The organism is Amycolatopsis sp. H20-H5 (assembly GCF_035828755.1).
Lineage (GTDB): Bacteria > Actinomycetota > Actinomycetes > Mycobacteriales > Pseudonocardiaceae > Amycolatopsis.
Genome location: NZ_JAYMZS010000071.1, coordinates 1 through 26,390, shown reverse-complemented (window position 1 = coordinate 26,390; position 26,390 = coordinate 1). Strand labels below are relative to the sequence as shown.

At 63.8% G+C, this 26,390-nt stretch carries 31 protein-coding genes, 1 tRNA gene and 2 pseudogenes; 24 read left to right on the top strand and 10 right to left on the bottom strand.

Going from position 1 to position 26,390, the window contains the following annotated elements; all coding sequences use genetic code 11:
• Positions 1 to 318 precede the first annotated feature (318 nt).
• A complete protein-coding gene (locus QMK34_RS30755) occupies positions 319 to 900 on the bottom strand; it encodes a hypothetical protein (RefSeq protein WP_326418026.1) in 582 nt (193 codons plus the stop codon).
• Between the two features lie 90 nt (positions 901 to 990).
• Complete coding sequence (locus QMK34_RS30750) at positions 991 to 2,871, bottom strand: hypothetical protein (RefSeq protein ID WP_326418024.1); 1,881 nt, start codon at positions 2,869 to 2,871, stop codon at positions 991 to 993.
• A gap of 245 nt (positions 2,872 to 3,116) precedes the next feature.
• Between QMK34_RS30750 and QMK34_RS30745 the strand changes: the two genes are divergently transcribed.
• The 14 genes and pseudogenes from QMK34_RS30745 to QMK34_RS47975 all read left to right on the top strand — a co-directional run.
• Positions 3,117 to 3,968, top strand: coding sequence for a hypothetical protein (locus QMK34_RS30745; RefSeq protein WP_326418023.1), 852 nt, complete (start codon positions 3,117 to 3,119; stop codon positions 3,966 to 3,968).
• Positions 3,965 to 5,062 carry a hypothetical protein gene (locus QMK34_RS30740; protein ID WP_326418022.1) on the top strand — a complete coding sequence of 366 codons (1,098 nt, stop codon included), beginning with the start codon at positions 3,965 to 3,967 and terminating at the stop codon, positions 5,060 to 5,062. The genes QMK34_RS30745 and QMK34_RS30740 overlap by 4 nt, the downstream gene beginning before the upstream one ends.
• Positions 5,063 to 5,190: 128 nt before the next feature.
• The gene (locus QMK34_RS30735) at positions 5,191 to 5,811 is read left to right on the top strand and encodes a hypothetical protein (protein ID WP_326418021.1); all 621 of its coding nucleotides are present in this window, start codon (positions 5,191 to 5,193) and stop codon (positions 5,809 to 5,811) included.
• A gap of 194 nt (positions 5,812 to 6,005) precedes the next feature.
• Entirely contained in the window at positions 6,006 to 6,602 is a 597-nt protein-coding gene (locus tag QMK34_RS30730) for an MT-A70 family methyltransferase (RefSeq protein WP_326418020.1), read from the top strand.
• 3 nt (positions 6,603 to 6,605) lie between these two features.
• Positions 6,606 to 6,815: a hypothetical protein gene (locus QMK34_RS30725; protein WP_326418019.1), complete on the top strand. Its 210-nt coding sequence runs from the start codon at positions 6,606 to 6,608 to the stop codon at positions 6,813 to 6,815.
• A 201-nt stretch (positions 6,816 to 7,016) separates the two neighbouring features.
• Positions 7,017 to 7,190, top strand: coding sequence for a hypothetical protein (locus QMK34_RS30720; protein ID WP_326418018.1), 174 nt, complete (start codon positions 7,017 to 7,019; stop codon positions 7,188 to 7,190).
• Positions 7,183 to 9,360, top strand: a complete 2,178-nt coding sequence (locus tag QMK34_RS30715) for a type IV secretory system conjugative DNA transfer family protein (protein WP_326418017.1) — start codon at positions 7,183 to 7,185, stop codon at positions 9,358 to 9,360. Before QMK34_RS30720 ends, QMK34_RS30715 begins: the two co-directional genes overlap by 8 nt.
• A 199-nt stretch (positions 9,361 to 9,559) precedes the next feature.
• A complete protein-coding gene (locus QMK34_RS30710) occupies positions 9,560 to 10,378 on the top strand; it encodes a replication-relaxation family protein (RefSeq protein WP_326418016.1) in 819 nt (272 codons plus the stop codon).
• A 44-nt stretch (positions 10,379 to 10,422) separates the two neighbouring features.
• A complete protein-coding gene (locus tag QMK34_RS30705) occupies positions 10,423 to 11,181 on the top strand; it encodes a hypothetical protein (RefSeq protein WP_326418015.1) in 759 nt (252 codons plus the stop codon).
• 145 nt (positions 11,182 to 11,326) lie between these two features.
• On the top strand, positions 11,327 to 11,728 hold the full coding sequence (locus tag QMK34_RS30700) for a helix-turn-helix domain-containing protein (RefSeq protein WP_326418014.1): 402 nt from the start codon (positions 11,327 to 11,329) through the stop codon (positions 11,726 to 11,728).
• 28 nt (positions 11,729 to 11,756) lie between these two features.
• Positions 11,757 to 12,233, top strand: coding sequence for an ImmA/IrrE family metallo-endopeptidase (locus tag QMK34_RS30695; RefSeq protein WP_326418013.1), 477 nt, complete (start codon positions 11,757 to 11,759; stop codon positions 12,231 to 12,233).
• Complete coding sequence (locus QMK34_RS30690; protein WP_326418012.1) at positions 12,226 to 12,438, top strand: helix-turn-helix domain-containing protein; 213 nt, start codon at positions 12,226 to 12,228, stop codon at positions 12,436 to 12,438. The genes QMK34_RS30695 and QMK34_RS30690 overlap by 8 nt, the downstream gene beginning before the upstream one ends.
• Positions 12,438 to 14,021, top strand: coding sequence for a tyrosine-type recombinase/integrase (locus QMK34_RS30685; RefSeq protein ID WP_326418011.1), 1,584 nt, complete (start codon positions 12,438 to 12,440; stop codon positions 14,019 to 14,021). Before QMK34_RS30690 ends, QMK34_RS30685 begins: the two co-directional genes overlap by 1 nt.
• 391 nt (positions 14,022 to 14,412) lie before the next feature.
• Positions 14,413 to 15,474 (top strand): annotated as a pseudogene (locus tag QMK34_RS47975) (recombinase family protein); the annotation flags it as partial.
• Positions 15,475 to 15,810: 336 nt separating this feature from the next.
• Here QMK34_RS47975 and QMK34_RS30670 read toward each other — a convergent pair.
• The 4 genes from QMK34_RS30670 to QMK34_RS30655 all read right to left on the bottom strand — a co-directional run bounded on the left by QMK34_RS30670 (position 15,811) and on the right by QMK34_RS30655 (position 17,361).
• Positions 15,811 to 15,960 carry a hypothetical protein gene (locus tag QMK34_RS30670; RefSeq protein WP_326418007.1) on the bottom strand — a complete coding sequence of 50 codons (150 nt, stop codon included), beginning with the start codon at positions 15,958 to 15,960 and terminating at the stop codon, positions 15,811 to 15,813.
• Positions 15,961 to 16,177: 217 nt separating this feature from the next.
• Positions 16,178 to 16,256: transfer RNA gene (locus tag QMK34_RS30665), tRNA-Ala, on the bottom strand.
• 455 nt (positions 16,257 to 16,711) lie between these two features.
• Complete coding sequence (locus QMK34_RS30660) at positions 16,712 to 16,972, bottom strand: hypothetical protein (RefSeq protein ID WP_326418006.1); 261 nt, start codon at positions 16,970 to 16,972, stop codon at positions 16,712 to 16,714.
• Positions 16,969 to 17,361 carry a pentapeptide repeat-containing protein gene (locus QMK34_RS30655; RefSeq protein WP_326418005.1) on the bottom strand — a complete coding sequence of 131 codons (393 nt, stop codon included), beginning with the start codon at positions 17,359 to 17,361 and terminating at the stop codon, positions 16,969 to 16,971. The genes QMK34_RS30660 and QMK34_RS30655 overlap by 4 nt, the downstream gene beginning before the upstream one ends.
• Here QMK34_RS30655 and QMK34_RS30650 point away from each other — a divergent pair, their 5' ends adjacent.
• Positions 17,362 to 17,604: a hypothetical protein gene (locus QMK34_RS30650; RefSeq protein ID WP_326418004.1), complete on the top strand. Its 243-nt coding sequence runs from the start codon at positions 17,362 to 17,364 to the stop codon at positions 17,602 to 17,604.
• A gap of 13 nt (positions 17,605 to 17,617) precedes the next feature.
• Here the strand turns inward: QMK34_RS30650 and QMK34_RS30645 are convergent, their stop codons facing one another.
• Positions 17,618 to 18,859, bottom strand: coding sequence for a glycosyltransferase (locus QMK34_RS30645; protein ID WP_326418003.1), 1,242 nt, complete (start codon positions 18,857 to 18,859; stop codon positions 17,618 to 17,620).
• Positions 18,860 to 18,920: 61 nt separating this feature from the next.
• On the opposite strand from QMK34_RS30645, the gene QMK34_RS30640 reads away from it, so the two are divergent.
• From QMK34_RS30640 to QMK34_RS30620, 5 genes are all read left to right on the top strand, one after another.
• A complete protein-coding gene (locus QMK34_RS30640; protein ID WP_326418001.1) occupies positions 18,921 to 19,073 on the top strand; it encodes a hypothetical protein in 153 nt (50 codons plus the stop codon).
• Positions 19,070 to 19,246 carry a hypothetical protein gene (locus QMK34_RS30635; RefSeq protein WP_326418000.1) on the top strand — a complete coding sequence of 59 codons (177 nt, stop codon included), beginning with the start codon at positions 19,070 to 19,072 and terminating at the stop codon, positions 19,244 to 19,246. The genes QMK34_RS30640 and QMK34_RS30635 overlap by 4 nt, the downstream gene beginning before the upstream one ends.
• Positions 19,247 to 19,411: 165 nt before the next feature.
• Positions 19,412 to 20,479, top strand: a complete 1,068-nt coding sequence (locus QMK34_RS30630; RefSeq protein WP_326417999.1) for an alpha/beta fold hydrolase — start codon at positions 19,412 to 19,414, stop codon at positions 20,477 to 20,479.
• 305 nt (positions 20,480 to 20,784) lie between these two features.
• Positions 20,785 to 21,231: a hypothetical protein gene (locus QMK34_RS30625; protein ID WP_326417998.1), complete on the top strand. Its 447-nt coding sequence runs from the start codon at positions 20,785 to 20,787 to the stop codon at positions 21,229 to 21,231.
• A gap of 243 nt (positions 21,232 to 21,474) precedes the next feature.
• Positions 21,475 to 21,903 (top strand): hypothetical protein, encoded by a 429-nt coding sequence (locus QMK34_RS30620; RefSeq protein WP_326417997.1) that lies wholly within the window; start codon positions 21,475 to 21,477, stop codon positions 21,901 to 21,903.
• Between the two features lie 117 nt (positions 21,904 to 22,020).
• Here QMK34_RS30620 and QMK34_RS47970 read toward each other — a convergent pair whose 3' ends face one another.
• The gene (locus QMK34_RS47970; protein ID WP_442785249.1) at positions 22,021 to 22,641 is read right to left on the bottom strand and encodes a methyltransferase domain-containing protein; all 621 of its coding nucleotides are present in this window, start codon (positions 22,639 to 22,641) and stop codon (positions 22,021 to 22,023) included.
• Between QMK34_RS47970 and QMK34_RS30610 the strand changes: the two are divergent.
• A pseudogene (locus tag QMK34_RS30610) lies at positions 22,550 to 22,792 on the top strand (transposase); the annotation flags it as partial. The gene QMK34_RS47970 and the pseudogene QMK34_RS30610 overlap by 92 nt on opposite strands.
• A 360-nt stretch (positions 22,793 to 23,152) precedes the next feature.
• On the opposite strand, the gene QMK34_RS30605 reads toward QMK34_RS30610, so the two are convergent.
• Together QMK34_RS30605 and QMK34_RS30600 are read right to left on the bottom strand one after the other, a co-directional pair.
• Positions 23,153 to 23,470, bottom strand: coding sequence for a hypothetical protein (locus QMK34_RS30605; RefSeq protein ID WP_326417995.1), 318 nt, complete (start codon positions 23,468 to 23,470; stop codon positions 23,153 to 23,155).
• 84 nt (positions 23,471 to 23,554) lie between these two features.
• Positions 23,555 to 24,094: a GNAT family N-acetyltransferase gene (locus tag QMK34_RS30600; RefSeq protein WP_326417994.1), complete on the bottom strand. Its 540-nt coding sequence runs from the start codon at positions 24,092 to 24,094 to the stop codon at positions 23,555 to 23,557.
• Between the two features lie 544 nt (positions 24,095 to 24,638).
• Between QMK34_RS30600 and QMK34_RS30595 the strand changes: the two genes are divergently transcribed.
• The 3 genes from QMK34_RS30595 to QMK34_RS30585 all read left to right on the top strand — a co-directional run bounded on the left by QMK34_RS30595 (position 24,639) and on the right by QMK34_RS30585 (position 26,296).
• Positions 24,639 to 24,872 carry a hypothetical protein gene (locus tag QMK34_RS30595; RefSeq protein ID WP_326417993.1) on the top strand — a complete coding sequence of 78 codons (234 nt, stop codon included), beginning with the start codon at positions 24,639 to 24,641 and terminating at the stop codon, positions 24,870 to 24,872.
• A gap of 66 nt (positions 24,873 to 24,938) precedes the next feature.
• Entirely contained in the window at positions 24,939 to 25,334 is a 396-nt protein-coding gene (locus tag QMK34_RS30590) for a hypothetical protein (RefSeq protein ID WP_326417992.1), read from the top strand.
• Positions 25,335 to 25,921: 587 nt separating this feature from the next.
• A complete protein-coding gene (locus QMK34_RS30585; RefSeq protein ID WP_326417991.1) occupies positions 25,922 to 26,296 on the top strand; it encodes a reverse transcriptase in 375 nt (124 codons plus the stop codon).
• Positions 26,297 to 26,390: the final 94 nt, after the last annotated feature.

Genomic DNA, 26,390 nt, shown 5'->3' with positions numbered 1-26,390 from the left:
TTGCACCGCCGGCAGTCGCACCAGCGACTGTAGCTGTGGCGTCCTCGACCCATTGGGTCACCATCCGTTTCTGCGCAGAAAAGGTATCTGCGCAAGAGAAGGGATTGAACGTGCGAGATTCATACGCGCTCATTATCCCGACATCTAGTCGAAATGAGTTATGTATTACAGGTGCGGCCAGGTTCTGCACCTGTTCTCACTGGTGGAGGATTATGAGACATGCGTGATGTTATTGCAAGCACGAGCACATTTCAGGGACGCTGGATTAGCCGCGAAGGCGTGGCATTTATAAGCTCCACTAAGTGGCGCACCGATCTACTATGCGTCGTACGCCTTTACGTGCTCAAGGTAGAAGAGGATCATTGCGACGCGATCAGCGCCTTGCATTCTTTCGGCATGCTGGTCCGCTAATGTACGCTTGTCATATTTAGTCCGTGGATCGATCTCCTCGCGCATGTACAGTGCGCCTTCTCTGGTAGCGTAGTCGCCCCCCAGTTCTCTGAACATCTCCCATACCTTGCTGGCAAGCTCGCGGTCGCGTGACGCGATGTAGAGGATTGCGAGCGGAGCATTTGTCCACAAAGGGAAACTGCCATCGGAAGGGTCCTCACGCCGTAGGATCTCGGCTACGAGCTCGGCGGCACGACGTGGATGCGCCTTCGCCAATTTTGGAAACTCTTCGGCTAGTATTGCGCCGACATCCTCGGCATCGTGAAAGTCAATCGTGCTTTCGATCTCCTCATCGTTATCGGGTTCGGCATCAATTCGATCGTTATACATCTTCCACATATCAACGATGGCAGCCGGATCGGTATTCAAGAGATATCCGAAGCGCGCCGAAGTCTCGCCTTCACTGCGAGGTTGATTGTCAGGAACTGGTAGACGCGTTTCATGGTTCATCTATGTTGTTACTTATGACACACGCTGATCCATAATGCAATAGCAACGCTCACATGCGGGCCACCAGGCACATCGAGAGCATCTTTCAGGTCAATCGCCTTCCTTGTTCAGCGCTTCATGTCCCTCGGCCAGTACACGGAAGTACTGTCGAGCTGCCGCCGCGAGGGGATGTGAATGTATGTCCGGGGTCGTGGCGAGGCTTTCCTTGAGAACTGTTTCCCACGACGCCGAGTAAGGGCTGAGGAATTGGATAGCTCCGGGTGTGGCGCGGTAGATGCCTGCCCGTCGGCGACCCTGCTCGTCCGTAAAGAACAGTGCGCAGTCGCGCATGTCAAGGAAGAAGAACACTGGTTCCACGATGTACCGACTGTCCATCCCCTCCGCCCAGGTGGGGTGCACTGGTCTTGCGAGATGGTAGTTGTAGCGTCGGCGACTCAAGAGGTCCGTATCGGGTGAGTCAGTGGGTGGTACGGACACCAACCGTTCGTAGGCAAGCAGGACCGGTTCGCAGGTCTCGATCCGGATATCGCGAAGGATTTGGCACGTCAACCGCGACATACCTACCGAGCTTGCCGTGTACCCAATGAGCCCCAGCCGTTCAAGTTGCCTGAGCGCCATATCCGTCGCGAGCGGTGAGAGGTGTTCGCCTCGGAGCTCCGTGACCAACTCTAACAAGAAAGACCGTGGCTGCTGACCCGTATCGTTCGACCACATCAGACAGACGAGGAGCGCATAAGCAAGCGAGGTGCGATCAACCTGTTCGACAAGCCGTTCGATAACCATCGGGCCACAGCTCGGCACGCCTAGGTGTTCCGTCAGACCGATCAGCGTCTGCCGGGGTTGCTGGCTAAGTTCCTCAAGCAGCTCTGTTGCGGGCACAGCATCAGCTTGGCGCAGGTAATGGGACACATGCGCAAGGCTCTCGGGATGACCACCTACGGCGTACGCCAGCTTCTCCGCTGCGTCGATGTCGAGGTTTTTTGCTTGGGAACGCAGCAGTTCGACGGATTGCGCACTCGTGAGACTGCGGACTCGCCACGCTGGGGGCTTCCGCGGTGGCTCGTCAACCTCACTCGAAAAGCGCAGGCGTTCTCGACCAGTGATGAGAGCAGGAACGCAGACGTCACTAGGAATTAGTGCGGTCACATCGTTCGGGTCGCTCACGTCGTCCAGGACAAGGAGCCGAACATGACGCAGGCTGCGGGCCGCTTGCCGGAAAACGGTCCGGCAGTGCTCATCTGTCCAGGCGCTCGACTCGCGCCCTTCAAGATGAAGCACGCGACGGATATCGTCCTCGAACAGACCCGGTCGTCCCATTCGTATAGAGCCGATGATCTTATCGGGGCCGATCTGCGAGGCGAAGTGTCTCGCGAGCGTCGTCTTGCCTATCCCGGCGACGCCCCACAGTTGAAACAGGCCGCCACCTCGCTGCACGAGTTCTTTGTAGATCGAGCGGAGCCAGGCTAGGTCGGCGTCTCGTACCACTGGAGCAGTCGGACCGGCGTGGTACCCATGCGCAGCGCCCGGCCGATCATCACCGAAGTACGACCTGATCCAGGTAGCGAGTTGCTCCACGTACTGCCGGATGTCTTGGCGGATCGTGTGTGGGCTGTGGTCTAGCCCCTCGGCCTCGCCAGCGTTAACATGCCGATCCTCGACGTTGGCGTTCTTCGATCGAGCGGTCAGCCCGAAGACCTCCCGAATGACGGCAGGGTTGCTGATTCGGCCCGTGCTTCCCGCCGGAACATCCGCTGGCTGAGCGTCGGCGGCGGCTGCCACGGCCCGGATGAGCAGTGAGCGGACGTCCTCGAGCCCAACTGGCTTCTGCTCTTCCAGACGGCTGCGCCTGACACACGCAGTGAGTGCGGAGAACTCATCGCGCCGCTTGATCAGTTGGTCGAACGTCGCCCCCCGCCAGATGTTCAGCTCGGCTTCGAGCGAGTCCAGCAGGTCGTTCTCGGCCTGATCCACGTCGTCGTCCGTCCGCTCCCTCACCCCTCACAAGCCCATCACTTTGCCGTCATTCTACGGCGTGCCTCTGAGGAAGGGTCGAGTTCAGAGCCAGCACCACACCCCCGGCTCTGTCACTACTCGTCAACGAAGGAGGCCCTCCCATGTCCAGGAACCGTTACACCCGAACTATTCATACCATTGAAAGCCGTCAACGTGCTCGGCACGAGAAGGAGCTGCGCCAGGTCGCCCGTGAGCTGCGCGGGGTGATCACCACCCTGCCAATCGTGCACGTCGTCAACGAGGTCAAGCAGCACCGGGACGCCCGTCTGGCGAGCAAGCGACGTTGCAAGCCGGCCGTGGCCGTGGTCGCAGCCTTGGTGGCCGTGCTCGCGGCGTGCGGTGTCGGCTCGCCGCGTGGCGAGCTGGGCGAGAACCAGCAGATCTTGAAGACCTGTGATGCGGCCACGCCGCCTGCCTCACTGGTTGAGGTGGACGGCACTGGCTCCAGCGCCTCGGACCAGATCACAGCCGAGCGGATGACGGCCATTGAGTCGGTCGTGCGCCGCACGGCAGTCTGCTCGGGTGTGCTGCGGGTGCTGGTCTTCTCCTCATCCAGCGCCGCCACCGTCCCGCTGTTCGACGGGCCGCTGCACCCGGACGGGGCAACCGACAACGCCCGGCTCAAGCGGGTGCCGAAGCTGGTCGAGGACGTCATGACCCAGATCAAGAAGACGTACAGCCCGGCCGTTGCTGGGCTGGATCAGGGTGGCAGTGACATCACGGCGCAGTACCGACTGGCGAGTGAGTGGATCGCCCAGGTCGGCGCCCCGGCTCGGCTGCACCTGTATGTACTGACGGACGGCTTCCAGAACATCGGGGTTGACCTGAGCGCTGGCCCGCTGAGCAAGGCAGAGGCCATGGCGCTCGCCAGTCAGGCCGTCATGCCGAAGCTGCCTGGTGCATCGATCATCGTCGCCGGGCTCGGCAAGGTCGCCGGTGCCCCGCCTCGGTCGGATGTGGTGGAGGGGCTGGTCGCGTACTACGACACGCTATGCAAGCGCAGCGGCGCGGCGACGTGCGTCTCGGTCACTGACTACAGCACCGAGGGTCGGTGACGACCATGGAGCTGCTGAGCAGGATTCGCCGTAGCCCGGCCGACGCCGCCGAGGCGTGGATCGCAGAAGCCGACGCCATCTCCATCCCGCGCATCGATGAGGCCAGCGCCCAGCCCAGGCCATCGAACCTCGGCGTGAGCTACGTCGAGCAGGAGTACCGCGCCCGCGCCGAGGAGCAGGAGGTGGCGTGGCCTGCTCGCGGCGAGGCCGCCGCCCGTCCGTTTCAGACCCGGGCGCAGGGTCTCGACCGCCAGACCAAAGCGATCGAGAGCTTGCTCACCGAGAAGGAGACCGAGGTTCGCGAGACGCGTGCCGATTACCGGCATGCGGCGCACGTCCTCGGGTCCTTCGTCCGGCGGGAACCCGGCGGGAAGCTGCGCTACTGGTTGTGCTGGCCGGTGCTGTGGTTCGGGGACACCGCGGGCATCTGGTCGGCCGCTATCACCAACGGCGACGTGCCGTACGTCGCCTTCGGTCAGGCGTTCTCGGCAGGACTGGCGGCAGCCTGCGCCGGGCTGGTCGGTTCGGAGTTGAGGGACATCCGCATGGCTCGGGCACGGCAGTGTGACTCGGAGAGCCTGTCCAAGGACGAGCAGCCCTATCGGCACCTGTTCACCGCAGGCGCCGGCGGGCTGAGGATCGTCAAGCTGATCGGCTGCCTATCCCTGCTGGTGGTCGCGTTGCTGGCGGTCGGCATTAGCGCGCTGCGCAGCAGCATTGAAGGCGACGCGTCCGGGCTCACGTTCGGGCTACTGGCCGGGGCGACCGCGATCGGCTCGGGGCTTCTCGGGTACGCAGCCAGCGACCAGGTGGCCGATCTGCTCGCCCACTACCGCAAGTGCGCGCGGCGAGCGGAGAAGGAGTTCCTGACACTCGCAGGGTCGAAGCCGCTTCGCCGGCGGGCCGCGGCCGAGGAGACCGCCCGTTCCCTGCACGCCGAACACAAGCTGCTCGGTCAGGCCGCTGGGCGGTTCATGGAGTTCCTGGCCGCTCGGGTGCAGCGTCGCAACTCGCAGGTCTTCGGGCACGGCGTCCCGGCTGGCGAGCAGAACGGTCTCATCGGCCGGAAGGCACGTCGGGGCGGTGCCGCGTGATCGCCCCACCGCGTGTCGCGCCGTCCAGGCTGGTGCCTCCCCGCCTCCTGGGTGCGCCCGCATCACGACGGCGGTCGACGCCGGCCGTCACCCGGTACAAGCTGGGCGATCCTGGTCGGCCCGCGTCCGTGCCCACACTGCTCATCGCCGTATTCGACAATTCCGGCTCAGTCACCAGTCCGGCGGGCAGCGACCCGCTGTCGAACCGGTTCGCCGAGGTCGCCGAGGCGTTCCGGGTCGTGGCCCGCAAGGGCTCGCGTCATGAGCAGGGGGTGGTGCTGCACTTCGACACGCCGACGAGCGGCGACGTCGGTCCGGTGCCGATCACCCGGCGCGGGTTGCTGGCATTGCGGGCGGGATTGCGAGTGCCACCGGACGGGGCCGGATCGAGCGAGCTTGCCCCGAGCCTGCGGCGTGCGGTCGAGATCGCCGAGGCGTACCCGGATCACGTGGTGACGCTGGTGGTGCTGTCCGATTTCCAACTCTTCGACCCCGAGCTCGACCAGGTGCTCGGGGAGCTGGGATCGTTCCCCGGCGATGTCCATGCCGTCATCCTGGGCACCCTGATGCCCGCGGGCGTGCTCGATCAGCGCATCACGGTGACGCACATCGGCCACGACGATCCGCCCGGTGCGGTGGCGCGTGCCTTGTTCGCCAGCCTGACCACGCACCGCCCCGGTAGCCGCCCGTCGTCGATTCCACAACGCACATCTCACGCCGCACAAAGACCTGACCAAGGTAACTCCTAACAGATATCCCAGTGGTCGACGGGATCGAATCATCGCCCGAATATTCACCCGACCCCACGGCTTTACGTACTGACGTTCCCGCCGCATACCTGAGAGTGCTTACAGCTCCAAGGGGCACGAGCGTCACAACCAACCATCAATCGTCGCCCCGGCCTCGTGCGCTCTGGTTTCGAGGCCAAGAAAGGAGGACTCACATGAATACCAACACTAATTCGGCCACTCCGCGTCCCGCACCAGTTCCGCCGTTTCGGACTATTCTGGCCGACCCGCCATGGAAAACCCACCAAGAGCGCGGCGCGGGCAACCACTACAACCTCATGTCGCTGGAGCGGATTAAGGCGATGCCAGTCAACGCCCTGGCCGCCGAGAACGCGCATCTGTGGCTGTGGGTCACCAACGCCACGCTGCGCGAGGGCTACGACGTAGCCGAAGCCTGGGGCTTCACCGTCCGCTCACCGCTAACCTGGATCAAGTTCCGGCTTGGTATGGGGCACTGGCTGCGTAATTCGACCGAGCACCTGCTGTTCGCCACCAGAGGCAAAGCACCGGTCAATTTCCGCTCTCAGCCGACGTGGATCAACGCACCGGTGCAGGACCACTCGCACAAGCCCGAGGAGCAGTACGCCCTCATCGAGCGCGTGTCGCCCGGCCCGTACCTGGAGTTGTTCGCGCGTCGTCGCCCGTCTAGCCGCGCGGCCTGGTCGGTGTGGGGTAACCAGATCGACTCGGACATCAACCTGCCGGGGTATCCGGTTCCGAGCGACCGCACGCGCGACGAGCGGGCGGGCTGAATCATGGGCGACAAGAAACCCGAATCCCCGATGCGCAGCCCATTCGAGTGGGCTTTCCGCGCAAGCCTGCTGCTGCTCGGCGCGGTCATTGCGCTCAACCTCGCCGTGGCATATCTGCGACCTATTCTGCCGTGGCTTATTGGCGGGATCGCGCTGGTCGCGACCGTGTGGATTGTCGTCGCGGTACTGCGCTGGAGACGATCCCGTTGGTAGCGCCTACCCCTGTTATGTGTATTCAGGGGTCGGGTGTTGTGGAATTAACAAACATACTTGACGTGCTGCACGAAATCAGTAATAACCAGAGGACACGAGCGCTGTTTTTCGACAGCACCCAAGCAAACACAGTAGGAAAGGAGGTGACCCATGGTTTCGAGAAAGAAAAGGAATAGGAATCCACATCATGAGGAGCGCCGGTTGACGGTGCGTGGAGTTCGCCGCGACCCGCCAGATATCCGCAAGCTCAGCAAGGCACTCATCGGCCTGGCGATGGCCGAGGCCGAGCGGCAAGCCCAAGCCGAGCAGGCCAAACGAGCCACGAAGCCGGAGGCCACCTCCGACACGCAGACAGGAGGGGACGCCCATGAGTAGGCCTGAGCTGGTGTTCTCCGGGCTGCATCTGCCCCGCCCGCTCGACCCTGGCGTGGTCATACGCTTCCTTACCCGCTTGGCGTCAGATCGCGGTGCGCCACGCGTCGTTCTGGAAGTCCGCGCCGACGAGCATGGCGTCCGGCATCTACTCGGCGCACGGGCTACCGAAGTGCAGACGCTACGGCACCTACTCGGTGACCTGATCCCCGGCAGCCTGCTCACCAGCCCGAACCAGGGCACCCAGCTGCCACGCCCAGCCATGACGGCCGTTGGGCGACTGCGCGTCGGACCGGTGGGACTCCCCCTACGCACCGACACGGCCGAGGCGACGACCAGAGCGCTGCTGTCCGCCTTTGCCACGCGTCTGCGTTCCGGTGAGGCGATGGCGCTCCAAGTTGTCCTCGGACCACGTCGCTCCCCTCGCACCGTGCCAGCGAACGCCCCGGATCCGGACACGACGCTGGTCGAGGTCTTGACCCGCGGCGAGCAACCAGCCAGCACGGAGAACCGTACCCGCCTGAAGGAGCGTGCCTCCCAAGGCGGCTTCGCGGCCACCGTCCGGCTCGGTGCTGCAAGTCCCGATCCAGACCGGCGACGACGGTTCATGGTGAGCCTGCTCAGTAGCCTTGCCACGGCACAGAGCCCAGGTGTCCGGATCGATCTCGTTCACCAGTCAGCCGCCCATCTGAATGAGGTGCGGGTGCCGTGGCGCTGGCCGCTACACCTCGGTGTGAGCGAACTGGTTGGGTTGCTGGCCTGGCCGCTTGGCGAGGACGAGCTGCCGGGTCTGCCACCCATGCACCCGAAACCCGTACGTGCCGCGCGAGCCGTCCACGCCGGCCCACGGGTCTTCGCCGCCAGCGCCACGCCCGGCGACGACCGACTCCTCGGGATCGCCCCGAAGGACCAGACGTACCACGCTGTGGCCTATGGGCCGAGCGGCTCCGGTAAGACCAACGCCCTGCTGCACCTGATCCTGGCCGATATCGAGGCTGGACGACCGGTTATCGTGCTCGATCCGAAAAAACAACTTATCGACGATATCGCCATGCGCATTCCCGCACACAGGCTCAATGACGTCGTGATCTTGGACGCAAGTGATGAAATACCGACAGGCTTTAACCCGCTCGACGTCACCGGTCGAGACCCCGACGTGGTGGTCGACGGGATTCTGGCGGTGTTCCAGGCCGTGTTCAGTGACGGCTGGGGACCACGCACTGCCGATTTGTTCTCGGCGGGGCTACGGACCCTCGCCAGAGCAAGCACACCGAAACATCCTGCCACACTATTGGATCTGCCGAACCTGTGGATTGACCCGAAGTTCCGCCACCAACGAGTAGGGAAAATACAGAAAGACGTCGCCTTGGCTGGCTTCTGGGCAGCATTCGAAGCGCAGTCCCCGCAGGCACAAGCCGCCGTCATAGCTGCACCCATGAACAAACTTCGACAGTTTTTGCTCCGGCCCGCTCTTATCCGCATGCTGGATCAGCGAGAGAGTAAATTCCGACTGCGCGATATGTTCCGCGAGAACAAGATCGTCCTCGTGCCGCTCAACGAAGGGCTCATAGGAAACGGCACCGCGTCTCTTTTGGGTAGTCTGATCATCGCCGACGTCTGGCAAGCCACCCAAGAACGCGCCGACGACCCAATGGCTACGGGTCGGCCTGGGATGGTCTACGTCGACGAGGCTCCCAGATTCCTCAATTTGCCCCTGTCATTGGCCGACGCGCTGGCAGTTTCGCGATCTTTGTCAGTCGGGTGGTTTTTAGCCGCACAATTTCGGAGCCAATTTTCAGCTTCACTCAAAAGCGCGATCGATATGAATGCGAGAAGTAAGATTCAGTTCGCCACCGAGTACGACGACGCCCGCGACACCGCGAAGCTCACCCGCGACCTGGTCGCGGAGGACTTCATGGCGCTGCCGCGCTTCCACGCCTACGCCAACCTCGTCGCGGACGGCCACCCCTCCGGCTGGGCACTGATCAGGACGCTGCCGCCACCACCGGCCACCAGCGACCCGGAGGCGGTTCGGGCTATCGCTAGCGCCAACTACGCGCCCACTCCACCCACGATCAAGGACGACATCACGCCGGACGCCGACGAGACCGATCCTGGTCCAGCAACTCCGGTCACCGCCGAGCGCATCGGACGAAAACGGAGGCAGCGATGACCGAGCTTCACATCGACAGAACATGCGTGTCCGCCCGTGTCTTCGCTCCTATCTTCGCGACCCTGCCATCTCCGCATTCCGGCAGGTCATCCCGCCTACCTACCGCCCGGCGGGATGGGACTGACCCCCTGATCGGGGGTCACGCGGCCGCGCCTGGTGAGGGCTGTCGCCCAGCTCGCCCATGGGTAGGAGGCCGGTCATGAACCCGACCGACACCGCCTCCCTGCTGATGCGTCTCTCCGAGCGCGACGTCGCGATTCTGGAATCCCTGCGCGCCCATCGGCTGCTGACCACCGTGCACATCCGGCGACTGCACTTCGCGATCGGCCACGCCACCATCCCGGCCGCGTCCGGCGCCACGCTGCGAGTGCTGGTGCGGCTCGAGTCCCACAACCTCGTCACCCGGCTGGCCAGACGTATCGGTGGCGTCCGCGCCGGCTCGTCCGGAATCTGCTGGCAGCTCGGCGCCACCGGCGAACGGCTACTGCGCACCATGCACGGGCAGAAGCAGCGTCGCCGCTACATCGAACCGTCGCTCGCCTTCACCGCCCACACCCTGGCCGTGGCGGAGCTCGCGGTCCGGCTCGCTGAACTCCGAGACCGGCAGACGATCGAAGTCATCAGTATCCAGACCGAGCCGTCCTGCTGGCGCTCGTTCGTCGGGCCGCACGGAAGCCTCGAATGGCTCAAACCCGACCTCTACGCCGTCACCGCCAGCGGCGACTACGAAGATCACTGGTTCCTCGAAGCCGACCTCGCCACCGAACACCCACCAGTCGTCGTCCGCAAGGCGAAGATCTACCAACGCTACGCCGCCACCGGCGCCCACCAAGCCCGCCACGGCCTGTTCCCCGCCGTCGTCTGGATCGTGCCGGACACGGCCCGACAGGAGACGCTACAGGCAGCCCTGTCCGCCGACTCAGCGATCCAACACGAGCTGTTCCGAGTCGTGACCGTCGAGGAGTTCGACCAGCTCATCGCCAGCGGCGGCCCCGACCCGCCGACAGCGAGGGGCTGAGACGCCCTGCACCACATCACCCATAACCGAAAGGAGGTACATCTATGGAACACCCACCAGCCCACAGGCCAGGCGACGAGCAGCCCGAGCACCACCGCGATCAAGAGCCTCAGCAACCGAGCCGTCAGGCCGAGCAGGAAGTGCCGTTCGACGGCACCGCGCTAGAGAAGGTCAGCGCGTTCCTGCGCATCGCGTTCGCGGAGGCCGACGCTCGCGGCGAGGCCATCAGCACCGAGGATGCGACAACGGTCGCGACCCTGCTGGCGCCGCTGCTGCCACCGGACTCGCAGATGAGCCGCTTCGCCGCGACCGGCGACGCCCACCCCGTTCTCATCCACGAGGAGTGCCAGCTCATCGCGGGACGCACCGGGCAGACACCCGACGTCGCTCCCTGGGTGTGGCACTTCGAGCAGTACCTCGCCGCGCAGACGGACCTCGGTCGGCGCACCGAGTCAGCACCGCCAGCCGACGACGACACGTCCGACTATCCGCAGGTTGCAGAGGGAGTTCGTGAGCACGGCGACGCCTTCCGCGCCTACCTCCAGCTCCCCGATATCGACCCGAGTCGCGACGACCTGCTCCAGACCTTCCACGAGTTCTACGTCGGCCGGTTCGCCTCGATGGATGCGCTGCTGGACGAGCTGACCGAGATCCGCGACTGGCAACACGCTGTCGATGAAGTAGCCGATCGACTGGGCTTCGATGGGCTCGTCACCCTCAACCATGCCAAGCTCGAAGCGGTTGCCCGTGAGACCTGGGACATTGTCGAAATCGGCGAGGTCTTCTACGCGTTCACCAAGTAAAGGATTCGGGATAGGTGAAACGCTGAAATCTACCTACACATTATCGGGGTAGGGCCAATAATAGTGTTGCGGAATGGTCAACAACTGCTGTTTTCCGACAGCGCCGGAGGTAAAATAGAAAGAGAAAAAGGAGAAACAGAGGAACATGAACCAAGAAGCAGCGCAGCGATTCGGGCAATACATCAAGCGGTTGCGCGAGAACCGGAAGCTCACCATTCGCGGGCTGGCCAGTGATGCTGGCATCGACAGTGGCAATTTAACCCGTCTGGAGCACGGCAGAATGGCGAGGCCAGCACCGGACACTCTCGCCGCTCTCGCTACTGCGCTACACGTACCGCTGGCGGACATGTTCGCGATGGTCGGCTACGTCGTTCCCTACGATTTGCCCAGCATCACCCCCTACCTGCACGCACGCTACGGCCAGCTTCCAGAAGGCGCACGCACATCACTTGACAACTATTTGAAGCAGCTCATCAACGACTACGAACTCGATCTTAACGGACCGGCCGACTTCGAGGATGAAACAAGCGAACCAATGCAACGCTAAACCACGGGTGGGAGAAAGGAGGGACACTATGACGACAACCATCGATACAGTCACACCACTTTCCAGCCTGTCGGTGCTCACCCACTTGCGCGCCCTTGCAGCCGAACCGTCAGGCTCTGCGACCGACGACTGGATCACTACTGCCGACAAACAGGCCGCCTACCTGAACCAACTACTAGCAGACAGCTCCGAAGCAATCTCGGCGGCTCTCAGTCGCCTCATTCCCAATCTTGCGGTGACGCAGGTCGACAACCTGCCGGTTCCCGGCACGTCATTCTGGGCAAGGTGCCAATGGCACATACACATCCGCGCTAACGACCCGACCGATATCCAAGCGGTTACAGTGTTCCATCATCTTAAACACATCATCGATCATCCGCTTCGCCGAGAAGAGAATGCATCTATTGGCGGCGATCACTGGGAAGCAATCGCCGACTATTTCGCCTCCTGTGTGACTGAGCTTCACGACGTGGCGCGTCGCTACGAGGAGGCCGCCCATGACTGAACCCTCGAAACGTGAAGTCGACAGCGCGCCACTATTGCTCAGCGTTGTCGAGGCGGCCGATGCCCTGCGGATTAGTCGATGGGCGCTGTACCAGCTCATCAACAAACGACGTTTAAAGACCGTGCGCATCCGGAGTAGACGCCTGGTCGCACCGGCTGACCTGGCAGCACTGGTCGAAGAATTACGAAAGGAAGGAGGTGAATAATGACAAGCAGACGCGCAAACGGCGAAGGATCAATCTACAAGCGCGCGGATGGAAGGTGGGGTGCTTCGGTCTATGTCGAAACGTCTAGCGGACAACGCAAGCGTATTCATATCTACGCTGGCACCCGCCAGGAAGTACACGACCGACTGGCCGACAAGCTCGCCGAGGCACGCAAAGGGATCCGCACCCCCGACAAGGAATGGACGGTCGGCGGCTACCTGGACTACTGGCTGCGCGAGGTCGTCACCGCTAACGACCGGCCGCGCACCGTCGAGCTGTACGAGTCGGTCATACGACTCCACCTCAAGCCGAAAATCGGATCCATCCGTCTGACCAAGCTGAGCGTCCGCGACGTACAGAGCATGCTCAACCAGCAGCTCGAACAGGGCCGGTCACTTCGGTCGGCGCATCTGGCGCGAGGCGTTCTGCGCGCCGCCCTGTCTCGGGCCGAGCGGGAAGAACTGATCATCCGCAATGTCGCCAAGCTCGTTACCATCCGCGCCTGGAAGCGCAAGCCGATCCAACCGTGGTCGGCCGACGAGGCCGCGCGGTTCCTCAAAGCCGCTCAACCGCACCGCTGGTATGGCGCCTACGCCATGCTGTTGATCTACGGCATGCGACGTGGCGAGGTGCTCGGCCTCCGCTGGTGCGATGTCGACCTTGCCCGCAATCAGCTCCACGTCCGGCAACAGCTCCAACGCATCGGCAAGACCCTGGAACAAGGGCCGGTCAAGACCGACGCTGGACAGCGCGACCTCTCACTTACGCCTTCTCTTCGCGCGACGCTCGTTGACCTCTACGTCAGCCGGTACTCGACCGACATCGATATCGCGGCGATGCCAGCCCGGATGACAGAAGATCACAGGCTGGTCAGCCTCAGCACAACGGGCACGCCCGTCGACCCCAAGAACTTTGTGCGTGACTTCCATCAGATCCGCACAACGGCCGGACTGCCACACATCACGGTCCATCACACTCGGCACACCGAAGCCACCTTGCTCAAGAACTTCAAGGTACCAGCGCGGGATGCGCAGCTCATCCTCGGCCACGCACACGTCACAACCACCCAGCAGCTCTACCAACACGCCGACCATGAAGGCCAGGCAGAGGCGCTCGAACAGATCGAACGACGATTGCTAACACCGGTAGCTGCTGCAAAAACTGCTGCAAATGATGAGTTTTCCACAGGTGACGGCACGATATTTCATGCATTCACCTCTGGAGGGCCAGGAGGGGCTCGAACCCTCGACACCCTGCTTAAGAGCTTGACGCTGTCATCTGACAGCACCGGCTCGACCCCTGTTCTCACACACCTACGCACCCATGCATACGCGCACATGCTCGCGTGGGTTGCTGTCAAAAACTGCTGCAAATTCACCCCCTGCGAAGAGACTAGGGAGTCAAACCTTGCCGACTGGATCAAGATCATTCGCGCCCTTGAACACTTCGAAACACAATCTTTAGCGCAGCAACGCTTCCCGCTTAACCTACTCCCAACATCACGACTTCCCTTACCCCAATCTCCGCTTAACGAACGAGCTCGCAAGACAGTCGGAGATCAGGAAAAGGGGAGAGCAGCATGACACGCACTGCAAGCGAAATTTATACCGAATGGTGTTCCAGTTTACGTAGGCGGTGCTCGTGGTCTTGGAGAGTAGTATCTGTAGTTCCGGCAGTATACGTGAACGTGTCGGCAATAGCAGCTTGGATGATGTCGACCTTCTCGTCGAGCACCTTGATTTCCGCACGAAGACCATCGATGTCGTCCTTCGTTGTCATATTGGCAATGTCGTCCTTGGTGGCAAGGCCAGCAGTCTGCTGCGACACGGTCGCAGTGATGAATTGTTTGAGGTCGGTGAATAATTCTTCGTTTGTCATAGCTGCTTCTAGTATGCGCCAGGCGCGCGATTCGATCAATCCCAAAATCATGATACGCCGTCCCGTACCGCACACGCAAAGCGAAAGGAGGTCAGCATGAGCGCTCATACCCTCAACAGCAACGTAGCAACGCTCGCGACAGGCGGTAAGCGGCGCAAGCGAGCCGTTCTCTACCTGCGCGTGTCCACACCAGGCCAGGTCAACACCGACTACAACCCCGAAGGCATTTCCATCCCAGCACAGCGCGTTGCCGGACAAGGTAAGACCGAGTCGCTCAACGCAGACATCGTGAGAGAGTTCATCGAACCAGGCAAGACAGCCACCAGCATCAAGAAGCGACCGGTATTTCAAGAGATGATCACTTGGGTTAAAGCACAGAAAGACATCGACTACGTCATCGTCTACCACTTCAACCGAGTCTTCCGCGACGCCGTCGATGCCGGCATGGTCAAACGCGACCTCAAGAAATACGGTACCCGCATCGTCTCCACCATCCTGGACATGGGCGAAAACCCTGAAGCCGCGATGGTGGAGACCATCATTCACGCTGTCGACCAGTACCAGTCTCAAGCCAGTGGAGCCGACATCAAATACAAAATGGGCCAGAAGGTGAAAAACGGCGGTAGCGTCGGCCAAGCCAAACTCGGCTACCGCAACGTCCGCGAAGCCAAGCCCGAAGGCGGTGAGATCCGCACCATCGCCATAGACGAGCAACGGGCACCGTTCGTCCGGCTCGCCTTCGAGCTGTACGCCACCGGCGACTATACGCTGGCCGACCTATCCGACGAGCTGTACGAGCGCGGCCTCCGCACCCGAACCACCGCGCTCTACCCTGCCCAGCAGGTCTCGATCAACAAACTGTCGCAGATGCTCCACGACCGCTACTACCTCGGCTACGTCGCCTACGACGGCGAGGAATACCAAGGACGCCACGAAGCCCTCATCGGCCCTGACCTGTTCGACAACGTCCAAGACATCCTCGACTCCCGCTCCACCGCTGGAGAACATCGGCGCGTCCACCACCACTACCTCAAGGGTTCTTTGTTCTGCGGCCACTGCAAGCGAGCCGGCATCACCCAACGCATGATCATCCAGCACACCGTCAACAGCAGGGGCAGCGAATACACCTACTTCTTCTGCCGCAACAAACAAGACGGCACCTGTCCCACCCCGCATATCAACGTCATCCGGATCGAGGACGCCGTCGAGGCTCACTACGCTACCGTCCGCTTCCAGCCCGACTTCATCACCGAAGTCCGCAGCCACGTCGGCGCCGCCATCGCCGACGAAGAAGCCGCTGCCCGCCTCCTGTACCGCCAACTCAAGACCGAGCTGCGTGCGCTCGATATCAAGGAGGACAACCTCATCGACCTCGTCTCCACAGCCGACGCCACAGTGCCGCAGGCCAAAGCCAAGATCCACGCCAAGCTGCGCGACATCGAGGCCCAGCGCCAGCGGCTGACCGATCGACTCGGCGAAACTGCCAATGATCTGTCAGAGAGTGCTCGCCTGATCGACCTGAGTCTGACCCTGCTGGAAAACCCGCAAGAGCTCTACCGCCGCTGCGACGACGAACAGCGTCGCCTCCTCAATCAAGCCCTGTTCGAAGCGCTCTACGTCGAGGACGAAGAGATCACCGGCCACGACCTACATGAGCCGTTCGCCCACCTGCATGCCATCCAGTCAGGTCGTCACGCCCAACCAGATGAGCCGGAACCACCACCAGGCGCAAACAGCGACAACAGCCAAGACAGCAGAAGGGCCGTCTCCCGATCGGGAGACGGCCCTTCTGCGTCGAACGGTGTGGAAGCCCTACTAGCCCGCATGGACAAGGTCCATTGTTCTAGTAAGCCCTCCAGGGTGGAGCTAAGGGGATTCGAACCCCTGACCCCCTCACTGCCAGTGAGGATCGGCGATCCCTCTGACCTGCGGTCATAGCCAACCTGCAGGTCAACCAGTGCAGGTTGGTGCACTTGGATGCCGTTCGGTGCAGTTGAGTGCGGCTAAGTGCGGGGCTGTGCTCCAGATTTGCTCCAGGGAAATTAGCGTGAAACGGATCGGGGTCGGTTTGGTGGACCATGCATTTGCTGGTACTGGGCCGTGGGGGGAGTCGATCGTCCGGACCGGGTTGTTCGGTGAAGTAGGTTTGCGGACGTTGGCTGACCAAGGGATTAAAAGTCCCTAGCTGTGGGTGTCGTTCACTGCCGCCCATTGCCGGTTAGTGCCGGTTTATGCACGTCAGAACGAGAGTACCCGCCTCTTGAGTGCTGTCCAGTGTCATATGATGTCGGGCAATGTTTCGGCACAGGAGCCCGGGAGGAGACCGGAAACCCGATCCACCGCGTCCTATGTGGATGGTTGAGTTTGGTTTCCTTAGGTCGTTGGTTGTGTCTTGTTAGGAGGTTTGGCCGGGTCGGAGGTTGGTGCGGCGGGGTGCGGTGAGGTTCATCGCGATGACCGGGTCGACCCGCTGCTGGGCATAGGTGGTCAGCTGGCTGGAGGGGTGCAACCAGAGCGGGAGTACGACGAGCCGGACGTCGTCGGGCAGGAAGTCGACAAGCGCTTCGAGGAATCCGAAATTGGCGTGGCCGGCGCCCGTGCGGCACCCGTACCAGCCGTCGTGCAGGGCGACGGCGATCGTCGGACGTCCGTTCACGGCGCGCCGATGGGGGCGTTCGGGAGCTGAGCCGTGAGATCCGGCGGCAGGGCGGTCTGCTGATCGGTCTTCGCCTGTGCGAGCTGTTCGGCGGTGAGCCCGCGGCTCTCGCTGAGGTCCGTGCCGCGAAGATCTGTGCCGGTCAGGTTCGCGCCGCCGAAGTCCGTGCCGGCGAGATCGGCGCCGCGGAGGTCGACGCCGGTCAGGTCGGCCCTGGACAGGTGTGCGTCGCGCAGGTCTGCGCCGGCGAGGACGGCATGGGTGAGGTTGGTGCCGATCAGGGTCGCTTGGCGCAGCTGTGCTCCGGTGAGGTCGGCCTCGGCGAGTACCGCGCTGGTGAACTCGGTGTCGGTGAGGTCGGCCTTGGCGAGGGAAAGGCCACTTTTCACGTGCTCTACCGGGGACGCCGCCCGGAGCTGGTCATCGGCGACGTGGTCGACTTCTGGACGGTCCTGGACTGCGACGACGAACGGCGCAGGCTGGTGCTGCGCGCCGATATGAAGATGCCCGGCACCACCGTGCTGGAGATGAGCGTCGCCGAAAACCCCACCGGCGCCCGCCCGTGGTGCCTGGGCGATGGCGGTGACGTCCGCGTCGGCACGAAGCCGGATGCCAGGAGGCGTCCAGGGTGATCGCACAGGTTCTTCAGCCCAGTTCCGCGAGCATCTTGAGCACCGGCGCGGCACCGTCCTCTCGGGACAGGGCGGTGGCCAGGCATCGGACCCGATCTCGCATCCCCGGGTCGGTGGTGGCCTCGCGGACCGCCGCGGCGAGCCGGTCGACGGTCAGCTGCTGGTAGCGCACCGGGCGCGGGGCCACCCCGAGCGCGTGCAGGCGGGCGGCCCAGAAGGGCTGGTCGAATTGGACGGGTATTGGGACGGTCGGCACCCCGGCGCGCAGTCCGGCTGCGGTGATGCCCGCGCCCGCGTGGTGGATCACAGCGGCGACACGCGGGAAGAGCCAGTCGTGCGGGACCTCGCCGACGCTGATCAGGTCGTCTCCCTCCGTGCTTAGCCCGCTCCAGCCGGCCTGGATGATCCCGCGCACCTTCGCCTTGCGCAGGGCGGCGGCCAGCAGTTCGCCGAGGCGTTCCGCGTCACCGGCGACGAGGCTGCCGAACCCGGCGAAGACGGGGGGCGGACCCGCGGCGAGGAAGTCGAGCAGGCGCCGGTCCGGCTGCCAGCCGGGGGGCCGCTCGGGCCACCAGTAGCCGCCGACCTGGTAGCCGGGCGGCCAGTCGGCGGGTCGTGGGACGACGAGCGGGCTGAAGCCGTGGTGGACCTGCCGGTCCCGGTCTAGGCCGAGGGGGCCGCTGAACCGGCGCGGGGGTAGGCCCAGTTTGCGGCGCAGCGCGCGTACGCCGGGGGCGAAGGCCCGGTCGCCGCTGGCCCAGACGGCGCGCGCGGTCAGCCTGTTGAGGTACGGGCCGAAGGAACGGCCGCCGGCGGCGAGCGGTGGGAACGCACGGGTGGGGGTGGCAGGAAGCAGGTGGACGCCGACGCACGGCAGCCCGTACCCCTCGGCGAGGGTGGCGCACAGGGGTTCGGTGAGGGTGGAAGCGAGGACGACGTCGGCGCCCGCACCCACCGCGGCCGCTACCCCGTCGGTCAGCGACGGGATGAACTCACGAGCCAGGCGGATCACCCGGGCCATGGCGAGGGGGGCGCTGACCGTGTGCAGCAGGCTCTGGCTGGTCGGCGAGGCTAGCTCCACCCTGGGATCCGCGGGCAGCGGCCGGAAGCCGAGGCCGAGGGCAGTGACCGCTCCCTCATACCGGCTGTGGGTGGCGAGCACCACCTCGTGACCGGCGGCGCGCAGCCGCGTCCCGAGTCCGGTATAAGGGGCGACGTCGCCCCAGGTGCCCGCTGTCACCATCAGTACAAGCATGCATTCAATTGTGTCAGAAAGGCCTCGGCTCGCACCAGTTCGCAGATCATGGTGCATACGGGTGGTGGCCACTCTGCTCGTCGGCGTCCGCAGTGCCGGCCACTGCTTCGTGAACATGAACACCCTCTACGGGGTGACCGGAGTCTCGGTGACCGGCGTGTGCACCGCGCCGTCGCTGCACCGCGGACGCCGCTGTCGCCTGCGGTGCCGGTGACGCTGATCCTCGCACTCGCCTGCATCCTCGCCCAGCAGGAGACCCAGTACTTGCTCTGGACTGGCGGCATCACAGGCGTCACCACCCTGCGCTGGACTCTGTACCTGCGCCCGCCCCAGGACTTCCGTTGGCTGGTCATCGTTGCGGAGGCCGAGGACGTCCCGACGCCCTGAGCCCGGCTCCCCCGCTCCCTGCCCGGCTTCCCCCTGCACCGCGCCCGTCCGGGTCATCGGCGGGGCGGTGCACCCGTGCGGGCGTGCCAACACTTTTCGCCGCTGGGGAGGGTCCGTATATTGAGCCTTGTCTTTTTGTTATTCCGGCGCCTCTTGGAGCGATCAATGACAGTCAAGCCGAGTTCCGTCACGGTCCAGGACCGGGGATCGCCCAAGCACCGGGCCCCAGCCGTCCCCGCCTCCGGACCCGTTCCCTTCTCCGCTGAGGGAGGAAGCCCGGACGCGGCGGGCACGCGGGTGCAGGAGCGGGAGCTGGTCTTCGACGGGCTCACGTACACCTGCCGGATCGCCCAGGCGGGCGGCTCGGGTACGCCCATGCTTATCCTCGGCGGCTCTGAACAGAACCGGCTGTCGTGGACGCGCCACGAGAAGCGGATCGTCCTCGACAGCCCGGTGGTGACGGTCGATCTGCCCGGCTACGGCACTGCGGACTTCCTCCCGGCCCGCTACGGCATCGACTACCTGGCTGCTGCCGCCCGCCATCTCGTGGACGAACTGGGGATGGAACGGGTCGCCCTGTTCGGCGCCTGCTTCGGCGGGGCAATCGCACTGCGCTTCGCCCAGCACTACCCGTCCCTCGTCGAGCGGCTGATGCTAAGCGGGATGTCCACGGCCATCACCGCCGACTACACGGCGGCCATGGAACGCTGGGAAAGCATGATCGCGCTCGGCGACACCCAGGACATAGCCCGCGAGCTGACCGAACGGTTCATGTCGCCGCCCGGGACCGGAACCGTCCGCAAGTACGCGGCGGTCGGTCGGCTCGTCTACCAGCAGGTCGCCGGGCAGAGCCCCGATTCGCTGCGCAAGTCCGCCGAGCACAACCGACGGCTGATGCGGCACGAATGGTACCGACCCGAACCCTGCCCGCAGGTGCCAGCGCTGGTCGTCACCGGCGAGCACGACACGCTCACCACTCCCGATATGGGACGGCGTGTGGCGTCAGTACTGCCCGCCGCGCAGTTCCTGACCGTCCTGGAGACCGATCACCTCGCCCCGCTGGAGCGCAGCGCCGACTTCGCGGACCTGATGGTCCGCTTCCTCACCGACCAGCCACTCGCAGGACTGTCCTACGCCACCGCGCCAGAGCCCTTCATCGGCGGGCAGGCCGTGCATAGCCCGGTATCCCAGTCCCGCACGACAGCGTCTCTGCCTGGCGCCGCCCCGCTTTGATGGACACGTGAGCTTGATCCAATGCCGGGACGCGGGACCGGGCTTCGGAGCGGCCGTGCTCACCGCCGGAGATCGCGCGGATCCCGGTGTTGGTGCCGTGGGTGTACACCGGGAGCAGTAGCCGCTCGGCCAGGTCGCGGCCACGATCGAGCGCAGCACCTGCTCGTCGTCGACGAGCCGCTGCACCGCGGCCCGCTGACACCACTCGCATTCCCCGTTCCTGATGTTCCCAGTGCTCGTAGAACTCGCACCTGCCCTCGATCCGCAGCACATTCACGCACAACGCCGACGGAACCCTCGCCGGTTTGGCCACCTCCAGCCTCAGCGAGATCGGAACTGTGCGGGCTGCTGCGGTCGTGATCTGGTTGAACGAGGCATGGAGGCTCTACGATTTGCGCTGCACGCGCTGGCCCGCTCGGGCGATAGCCGACGTCATCCGCGAGAGAACAGGGCCTGACAGTGAAACCAGTATCATGCTCGCCGAAGCTGCTCGGGTCTGGTCGGTGGCCGATGACAAGCCCGATGGCACCGAACCACAAGAGGCTGTAAGCAACGTCGAGCACGCCGACGACAATGACACTGTCACGCTGCCGGAGAACCCCGGAGCGCTGTTGGCGCAGCTGCGGCGTGCCGCGGACCACCCGCCGTGTAGCGGCAAATACTGGAACGATGCTGTCGCCCGAGCGGCGACAGGAACGGTTTCGCCCTCGATTGCGCGCGCTGCTGGAACAGGCGGACCTCAGACGGCTTAGAGGTCTCGCGTTGGGCGGGATCGTCGCACTCGCAGCCCGATCCGATGAAGCCGACCGTGCAGTTCGTGTGCTCACGGACGCACTTGCACATCTGCCGGGCTACGGGTGGTTCCGCTACTACGACGGAGGGACTCAAGGTCGGCATAGACTTCAACTGGCGTCACAAGTCACATTACAAGAGGTGGTGAGTACATGACATCCGGAGCGGGACACCGGCTCCTCGAGTTCCTCGGCGAGCTTCAGATGACCACCACGTGGACAGTAGAGGTGACCGATGAGAACGACACCTTGTCGAGGTGGCAGCTAAGCGGATCGACGTGGCAGGCCAGCGTGGTCGTCGAGCCGCAGCGCTGGCTCGGGTTGGATTTCGAGGCACGGGATCCGGTGACAGGCAGGCGCACCACCTACGACATTGACACTGACCTGTACGACATCTCGCGGGACGAGCAGCGTGAATTCGCGGAGGAGATCGAACGCGACATCATCGAATTCCTCGACAACCTGAGAAAAGGAGTCGTTCTGCGCGGGAACAACGGGGCGAAATTCGTGCTCGTAGTTCCTCTGAACGGTTCCTATATCCGCGTCACCCAAGGTCGTCTCGCGGCCAGTTCGTCCACGCACGCCGATCTCACCGCCGCTCGAATCGGCGGTGACTACGTCCCGGTGAAATGACGCGTTCTCATTGTGACATTCATGCTCTTCGGCTTCACGCTGTCCGGATTTGACGTGTGCGGCGAAATAGGTTGGAGAGTGCCTGGACTTGGGCCGTTTACAGTGGCGGCATCAGGATCAGTCGAACGCAGGTGGCATTACCGGCGGGCGGACGCGAGGAGGTCGACTGGAGGGAATGCGCCAGCGGCGAGGTGGCGTTGTTCGGCTAGGTGGATGGCGTTGAAGGCGTCGGCAGCGCGGGTGGCCGGCTCGGTCCAGACACCGCCGCGGCTGTCGACCAAGCGCCACAGCGTGGGCGTGACCACTGTGGTCAGATCGGAGCCGACGCGGCTCAGGGCGGCGAGCATGGCGGAGCCTTGGTGGAGGGTGTCGTGGCCGCTTACCCAGGCGTCGAGCAAGGGCGCCGGAGGGGAGCTCGGCGTCGAGCATGCCGGTCGCGACCAGCAGTGCGCGGTTGTCGTAGAGGAAGCGGGCGGCGGCGTGGTTCACCTGCTCCCGGGCGAACTCTTCGATGATGACCTGGCCAGCCGGGGCGAGCAATGTGGCGGCATGCGCCAGGATGTCGTCCAGGTTCTCGGCGTGGTGCAGGGAACGGGTGAACAGCACGACGTCGTACTCGCCAGAGACGTCGTGGAAATCGGCCTGGATGACAGGCACGCCGCGTTCGCCGGCCGCGGCAGCCATCTCGGCGTTGCGGTTGGTGCCGGATGAGTTGTGGGCGCTGGCGGGGCCGTTGATCCTGACGTTCGAGCCGCGTCCACAGGGCGGTGGGACAGCTCCGCTGGATGCTCGTGCGGTGTTCACGTCGATCGTGGACGTGCTGACCAGCGGGTGTGCGTGGCGGGATCTGCCGCCGTCGTCCGGGGTGCCGTTCCAGACCGCACACCGCCGCACCGGATGTATTCGCTGTCCTCGCAGGCGTCTCGGCCTGGCCGGGCGGGGAGCGGGTCACGGGCGTGGCCGAGTAGCTGGAAGGGTTTCTCGTCCATGCACACGACCGGGCGGGCGGGATTGTGCGGCCGGGCGTAGACCGCCGGCACATCCTCCATACGGGCGGCGAACTCCGCGTTCGCCCGTGGCGGGATGTTCCAGCATTTCCTCAGATGAGGACGCAGTTCCGTTTTTTTAGGACCCGGCCGATGGTGGAGTGGTCCAGGTTCGGGATGTCCTCGGTGAGTTCGACGTGTTTTCCAGCAACCGCAGGGACCATCGGGCATGCCCGCAGGTGGCTGTGAGCAGGCCAGCGCGATCAGCCGGGCCTCGACCTCCCGGTGACCGGGGACGGCACCGGCGGAAGATCACGCTTCTTGCGCGAGATCGTGGCATGGATATCACCACCGGTCTCAGTGAATCGCTTGGCAACCAGCCGCAGCATCTCACCCGAGACCCCGAGCCGGGCCGCGATCACTTCCTTCGGGGCCACCTCGCCCACCGAGATGTCCAACGCCAGCAGCACCCGCGCCCGCCGGATCGACGACGTCGGACGCACACCCGTGACGGTCAGCCGAAGCAGCTCTTCACGATCCCTCGCGGTCAAGGTGACCGGCCGCTTCAACTCCGAGCGCACGACAACCATCCCCTGTCCGGCAGGAGAAGGACCTGCCGGACAACAGCCTCCCAACAGCAACCACCACAACTAAGCAGCGACACACTACTGGCTCTGGTCGCGCTCATGCTGGTCGATATCGACGTGGAGGAACGTGAAGGCGCGACCGGTGTTCGGTGTTCGACGGAGTTCCGGGGTCCAGTTGTCGCCGACGACGTCGGTTGCCACCTGCCTCCAGAATCTCGCCGCTGGTTCGTTCTGCTCCACGAAGGCGATGGCCCAACGGCCGCGGCGTGACCGCAGCAGACCGGTGGCAGCCGCCAGTCCGACACCCTGCTGCCGCAGGGCGCGGACGATGAAGAAGGCGTGGATGAAGCTGCTCCCACCGTCGAGGGGCCGGATCAAGCAGAAGCCCGCGAGCTGGTTGTCGGAGTGGATCAGATAGGCATGGTGGTCGGCGTCGGTGAAGAACCGTGACAGCCGAGGGAAGTAGAACTGACCGTCCGGTCCCGGCAAGTCTCCCGTGAACTGTGACAATTCGTGCCGTTCCAACTGGCCCAGCCGTTCAACCACCGGACGCATGCTGGTGTCAGCCAACTGGAGGGTGACGCTGCCAGACCGACGCCCGCTGTCCTTATTCTGCATGGTGCAACGTTGTCAGCTCGAAGCGATCACTGCCACCGCTTTCCGTACCACGGGCATCCGCACATGTCACTGAGAGTGGCTCTCCCGTCTCGTCAGCCACGTGTCGTGCCAGCCTGCCGGGCCGCGCCCAGGTAGTCCGTTTCCCCGTAGGACTTGGATTTCACTCACTGACCCACGTCGGGCGCGTCGATCATGAGGCCGCCACCGATGTAGAGCCCGGTGTGACGAACGTTGGACGGGATGCGTTGTAGGCGGCTCGGGAGACCTTCAACAGTGCGCACGCACGCGTGATGTTGCCGTTGGTGGCGTTCTCGGCCTCGGTGAACGGGTACACGTTCACAGGAGCCTGAAGTGCGGGTGGTAGGCGGCGCTTGGTAGCCTGTCTGTGACGGTAGCGGTCGTCAGCGAGGCTCCTCCCTATCCCGGCTGGGAGCGTGTGCCTACCAAGCCACTTTTCGTGGCCCGTTTGTTAGAAGAGTTGAACCTATTTGTCGTTGAGGAATGACTCAGCGGTGTTGGCCGGGCAACGCCAGCGGAGGCCACTATGTCAACTGAGATCCATTTCATCGACGCACTGATCGAGTTTCGACGTCTGTGTACCGGTGAACAGCGGCGCGAAATCGGCGACGAGTTGAAGAAGCTGGGTGGCGAGCTCATCCCGTTGGCGAGTTCGCGACCGCAACGACGTTTGGAAGCGGGACTGCTGCTGGCGGCAGGGGCGGCTGTGGACTGGGTCCACAGCGAACGCAATACCGCCGAACCCTCTCGCGCAGGATGATGTGAGACACCCCGAGTGAGTGCGGGGTCCCTGATCGGGAGGGCAGGACCGGAGATCCTTGTGCACGTGCCCACACCATCTGACAAGCAGTCCGGCGTCCCGGCGGGCGGGAGCGATCCGGCTCCTCGCCCGACCCGGCGGGTGTTCACCCCGGCGTACAAGCTGGCCACGGTCGCCGAGTACGAGAACGCCCCCAACGGAGAGAAAGGCGCGGTCCTTCGTCGTGAAGGCCTGTACTCCTCGCACATCATCGAATGGACGCGGGCCCGTGACACCGGGGTCTTATCCGGCGACCCGGCGGAGTCAGTGGCCCCGGCGAAACGCGGAAAGAAATCGGCTGAGCTGATCGAGTTGGAGAAACTTCGCCGGCGGAACGAGAAATTGGAATCCGACCTGACGAAAACCCGATTGGCGTTGTCGATCATGGGAAAAGGTGTGCCACGAGCACGGGAGGCTGCGTGAGGTAGTGACGTAGTCGATCGTGGTGCTGCACGGAAGATGAAGGATGTTGGCCCTTCGGAGTCGCCCTGCGGGGGTGATTTCAAACCGCCTACTGCTGCCCTGGCTGAAGACCGTGGTGGTGAGCGATGTGGGAAAAGGCGCACATGATGCGTCAGGTGGGGATCGTGGAAGACGGAGCGCAGCCCCTGGTGATGCTGGGGGTCGCTGTTGACGCGTCGTTACATATTCAGGTGACATCAGAACTGGGCACTACTTTTCGGCCCGGGATAAGTCTGGCGGGTGTCCGCTTATTGGCCAGGCGGTGTCCGGCGTGGAGGCGACGTGAGCCCGATCTGCTGCTTCCGTGTGGAACGTGGGAAGGCGCACCCCGATACTGCCGGCGGGCTCGTCCTTGGACGGGTTCGTTGATGAGAGGGAGTGTCCCAAGCAGAGATCCTGCGAGGGATTGAGTACCGATTCGGGGTGCGCCGGCGGACCGGTTCGTAGTAGTGGTGAAGCTCTTGCTGGGCGCGGTGGGGGTGGAGCGAAGGGGCCGGATTGTCCGTGGTTCGTGTGTTCGGTCAACCAGGCAACCTGGGAGGAGCTGTATGGACGAGCTGAAGTCATCGGTGAAACCGTTCGATATTTCGAAGCGGGAAGTATGGGAAGCATACTTGAAGGTGAAGGCCAACAAGGGCGCTCCGGGAGTGGATGGGTGCACGATCGAGGAGTTCGAGAAGGATCTGAAGGGTAACCTCGCGAAGATCTGGAATCGGATGTCGTCGGGCAGCTATTTTCCGCCTCCGGTGCTGGCGGTGGAGATACCGAAACCGGGCGGCACAAGAACGCTTGGCGTGCCTACTGTGGCTGACAGAATCGCTCAAACGGTGGTGGCCAGGCATCTGGAACAGCGGGTTGAACCGTTGTTCCATCAGGATTCCTACGGCTATGTGTGTCCTGAACAGGAAGGAAGCTTGATGTAGGTATAGCTTCGGACCTGGTGCTGTGCGGACGATGGAGGTAGGCCCTCCGGAACCTCCCTGTGGGGGGCGGTTCCAAACCGCCCACTGCTGCGTT

Bases quoted from the DNA above. Each gene is read 5' to 3' on its own strand.
- QMK34_RS30755 (WP_326418026.1), bottom strand. From the start codon at position 900: ATGAACCATGAAACGCGTCTACCAGTTCCTGACAATCAACCTCGCAGT.
- QMK34_RS30730 (WP_326418020.1), top strand. From the start codon at position 6,006: ATGAATACCAACACTAATTCGGCCACTCCGCGTCCCGCACCAGTTCCG.
- QMK34_RS30725 (WP_326418019.1), top strand. From the start codon at position 6,606: ATGGGCGACAAGAAACCCGAATCCCCGATGCGCAGCCCATTCGAGTGG.
- QMK34_RS30715 (WP_326418017.1), top strand. From the start codon at position 7,183: ATGAGTAGGCCTGAGCTGGTGTTCTCCGGGCTGCATCTGCCCCGCCCG.
- QMK34_RS30710 (WP_326418016.1), top strand. From the start codon at position 9,560: ATGAACCCGACCGACACCGCCTCCCTGCTGATGCGTCTCTCCGAGCGC.
- QMK34_RS30705 (WP_326418015.1), top strand. From the start codon at position 10,423: ATGGAACACCCACCAGCCCACAGGCCAGGCGACGAGCAGCCCGAGCAC.
- QMK34_RS30700 (WP_326418014.1), top strand. From the start codon at position 11,327: ATGAACCAAGAAGCAGCGCAGCGATTCGGGCAATACATCAAGCGGTTG.
- QMK34_RS30695 (WP_326418013.1), top strand. From the start codon at position 11,757: ATGACGACAACCATCGATACAGTCACACCACTTTCCAGCCTGTCGGTG.
- QMK34_RS30690 (WP_326418012.1), top strand. From the start codon at position 12,226: ATGACTGAACCCTCGAAACGTGAAGTCGACAGCGCGCCACTATTGCTC.
- QMK34_RS30685 (WP_326418011.1), top strand. From the start codon at position 12,438: ATGACAAGCAGACGCGCAAACGGCGAAGGATCAATCTACAAGCGCGCG.
- QMK34_RS30645 (WP_326418003.1), bottom strand. From the start codon at position 18,859: ATGCTTGTACTGATGGTGACAGCGGGCACCTGGGGCGACGTCGCCCCT.
- QMK34_RS30630 (WP_326417999.1), top strand. From the start codon at position 19,412: ATGACAGTCAAGCCGAGTTCCGTCACGGTCCAGGACCGGGGATCGCCC.
- QMK34_RS30620 (WP_326417997.1), top strand. From the start codon at position 21,475: ATGACCACCACGTGGACAGTAGAGGTGACCGATGAGAACGACACCTTG.
- QMK34_RS30600 (WP_326417994.1), bottom strand. From the start codon at position 24,094: ATGCAGAATAAGGACAGCGGGCGTCGGTCTGGCAGCGTCACCCTCCAG.
- QMK34_RS30595 (WP_326417993.1), top strand. From the start codon at position 24,639: ATGTCAACTGAGATCCATTTCATCGACGCACTGATCGAGTTTCGACGT.
- QMK34_RS30585 (WP_326417991.1), top strand. From the start codon at position 25,922: ATGGACGAGCTGAAGTCATCGGTGAAACCGTTCGATATTTCGAAGCGG.